At 32.5% G+C, this 3,315-nt stretch carries 4 protein-coding genes; 1 reads left to right on the plus strand and 3 read right to left on the minus strand.

The window, feature by feature from the left end:
• Positions 1-375: 375 nt before the first annotated feature.
• The 3 genes from BCR26_RS15850 to BCR26_RS15860 form a co-directional block, all read right to left on the minus strand.
• Positions 376-882, minus strand: a complete 507-nt coding sequence (locus BCR26_RS15850; protein ID WP_069699932.1) for a GNAT family N-acetyltransferase — start codon at positions 880-882, stop codon at positions 376-378.
• A gap of 123 nt (positions 883-1,005) precedes the next feature.
• Positions 1,006-1,377 carry a hypothetical protein gene (locus BCR26_RS15855; RefSeq protein WP_209591871.1) on the minus strand — a complete coding sequence of 124 codons (372 nt, stop codon included), beginning with the start codon at positions 1,375-1,377 and terminating at the stop codon, positions 1,006-1,008.
• A 65-nt stretch (positions 1,378-1,442) separates the two neighbouring features.
• Complete coding sequence (locus tag BCR26_RS15860) at positions 1,443-1,811, minus strand: CvfD/Ygs/GSP13 family RNA-binding post-transcriptional regulator (protein ID WP_069699934.1); 369 nt, start codon at positions 1,809-1,811, stop codon at positions 1,443-1,445.
• A 223-nt stretch (positions 1,812-2,034) separates the two neighbouring features.
• Here BCR26_RS15860 and BCR26_RS15865 point away from each other — a divergent pair, with 223 nt between their 5' ends.
• Positions 2,035-3,210, plus strand: a complete 1,176-nt coding sequence (locus BCR26_RS15865; protein ID WP_069699935.1) for a MalY/PatB family protein — start codon at positions 2,035-2,037, stop codon at positions 3,208-3,210.
• Positions 3,211-3,315: the final 105 nt, after the last annotated feature.

Consider the following 3,315-nt stretch of genomic DNA (forward strand, 5'->3'; position numbering starts at 1 on the left):
ACGTTTCGTCAAGTACTTTTTTCAAGAAAGTTGAAATTTCTTTTTCAACTCGTTCTCTCTGTTTTAAAGAGACAACTGTTATAGTTTACCAACTTGTTTGTTATTTGTCAACAGTTTTTTTGTTGATTTTTCAAGTTAGTAGAAAGAAGTCGATGTTATTCTATTCTTTCAAACTGAGGCTGATCTGCCGTTTGGCTATAGTGCCTTGCGACAAGTAATAATATACCAAGTTTCTGCGCTTAGGTCAACTAAAAGTTTGCATTTTTTGAAACTTTTTTTTGTTATATTTTCATCATTTCCAGCATCTTTCGCTTTTAAATCACATTTGTATTTTTTATTATAGAATTTCTGCACATTTCCTTTCAATACCGATCTTTATTTCAATTTAAAAGAAAATAGTTCGAATAATTCTCCATTGCTATCTTTACTCGTTTTTACTTTATTGAATTTATTCCTACTATAGAAAGAAACTAATTTTTGATTGCTGGCTAAGCAATCTAAACGTAACTCTTCAACTTCACACTTAAACTGAGTTTTTATATCAGTTAATAACTGATCTCCGTAATTCTTACCTTTATATTTAGGCCTGATGATTACACGATGTATATAATAAGCATTAGAAAATGTTGATTCTGCTCCCCAAAGTAATTGATCCCACGAAGAAGGCTCTTTCCAAGCCGCAAACATTCCCACAAGTTCTTTGTTATCGTAGTAAAAATAGACATTACCTCGTTTAACCGCTTCTGCCAATCCATGCTTATCTGTTCCTTCCAAAACATCCGCCCATTGACTACTGCCCATTTTTTTCAGCCATTCTGCTGTTTCTTTAAGTATATCCAGCGCTTGTTCACTATTTGTTGATTGGATTTTCTCTATTCTCATTTTTTCCAGCCTCCTACTGCCGTTCTAATTTTATTGTTTTCCACTTTTCTACTATTATAAACATACAAAATAAAAAAAGAAGCAAGGTATCATCCTTTACTTCTCTATGTATTTCTACTTTCTTTAAAACATTGGCATTCCTTCAATATCATAAGAAGACAGAATATCTTTTAACTCTGATGGTTTTTCCCATTTATAGTTACTACTAATAGTAGGTACTATCTGCTCTTCTCCTATTTCAAAAACAAATAGCGGGATATTTTCAGTATCAGTATGTGCATTCGTTAATTCTACCAAACTAATTGAAGTTACATCAAGTTGAATTTCTTCTTTGAATAGCTTTAGCATACTAGCTAGACCTGTCATTTCATTTAGAACTTTAGTTGTTGCAAACTCTAGGGAATTACCAACTGGATGTACAAGAAATTTCTTTGTGCCATCTTTTTGATTCAGCATTATAGTACCAGCGACTTTTTTGTTAGACAAAATATCCACCCCAATTAATCTTTAGTTTTCATTAACAAAGAAAATTGTACCATATTTTCTGAAAAAAAACAGAATTATTTCGCGATTAATTCATCCATTGTTTCATGAATCCAATTGGGAAGTTCTTTTTCTAAAGCAGAAAAACCAATTTTTCTATTTTTGTTTGTAAAATATTTTTTTCGTCTGTAGTTTGGTTGGGGTGTTGGTTGCTGCAACGTTCTTAAAGAGAGGCTAATTTTTTTTGAATACTCGTCAATGTCAATTATTTGTACTCGAACAGTTTGCCCGATTGTTAATAAACTATGAATATTTTTTGTGTAGCCTGCTTGAACTTCCGAAACATGAATTAACCCTTGCTCCTCTTCTCCTAAAGAAACAAACGCGCCATATGGCTGTAGCCCCGTTACCATGCCTTCCAGAATCATACCTATATTATACTCCATTATTTTTCCTCTTTTCATTCCGAAATAAGAAAACGTTCGTTACATCCTCTATATTGTCTTCATTAAAATAATACCATGTTCTTTTGATGCATGCACAAATTTATTTCTTTATTCTCATGGCTGTTTCTATTCATCTTTTCTTCAAAGTCCATTATACTATAGGTAGTTATTAATTTTCACTTTAAATAAATTACTCTTATAATTAGGAAAGGAATTATGGATTATGACAGATTTTGATAAAGTTTATACACGACGAAACACCAATTCCGTTAAATGGGATACTATTAATCAAACATACAATGAAGAAAACTTACTTCCAATGTGGGTAGCAGATATGGATTTCAAAGTAAATGAACCTGTATTAAAGGCTTTAAAAGAAACGATTGATCATGGTATTCTTGGTTATATTGAAACACCTAATTCACTTTATGATGCTATCCAGAATTGGCAAAAAAGACATCATAATTATTCCATTGAAAAAGAGGCTATTCTTTTTAACAGCGGCGTTGTTCCAAGTATTTCTTTAGCTATTCAAGCTTATACATCGGTTGGAGATGCTGTAATGATTCACGATCCAGTTTATCCACCTTTTGCTACTGTCGTACAAAAAAATCGACGGAAATTAATTCGTACTACTTTAATAGAAGAAAACGGTCATTTTGTAATGAATTACGATGAAATCGAACGATTAATCCGTTCTGAAAGTGTGAAATTGTTTGTTTTATGTAACCCGCATAACCCCGGTGGCCGTGTTTGGCATCAAACAGAGCTAGAAATGTTAGGGAATTTATGTGCAAAATACAATGTCATTGTAGTAAGCGATGAAATCCATCAAGATTTGATTTTCTCTCCAAATGTATTTACTACTTTTGCTAATGCGCACCCAACCTTTAAAGACTTTTCTATTACATTAACAGCTGCAACAAAAACATTTAACTTAGCTGGTATAAAAAATTCTATGGTCTTTATTGAAAATCCTGATTTACGAGAAAAATTCAGCAGTGTTCAACAAATAAATCAGCAGCATGAAATAAATACATTTGGCTATATTGGTACGGAAGCTGCCTATGTACATGGAGACCAATGGTTAGATGACTTGTTAAAATATCTTACAAAAAATATCACTCTTGTTTCTAAATTCTTGGCTTCTGAATTGCCTAATGTAAAAATGATGAAACCTGAAGGAACCTATTTAATTTGGTTAGACTTCTCGACTTTTAATTTGACTGATCAGCAAATACAAAATCGCTTAATTCATGAGGGAAAAGTGGTACTTAATCCTGGCATTTCATTCGGCCCTGCTGGTACTCAACATATGCGCTTAAATGTTGCTTGTTCTAAAGAGGTACTAGTAGACGGTTTGAATCGAATCAAAAGAGCCTTTCAAGATTTCGCTTAAAAAAAGAGGAGAGTGGGACAATAGTCAGAAATACATCTGATTGTTGCCTCACTTTTTTGATTTCTAAAAAAAGAGAATGTTCCGTTTAAAAAACAAGAGGGATCA

It is taken from the genome of Enterococcus rivorum (assembly GCF_001742285.1).
Classification (GTDB): Bacteria; Bacillota; Bacilli; order Lactobacillales; family Enterococcaceae; genus Enterococcus_L; species Enterococcus_L rivorum.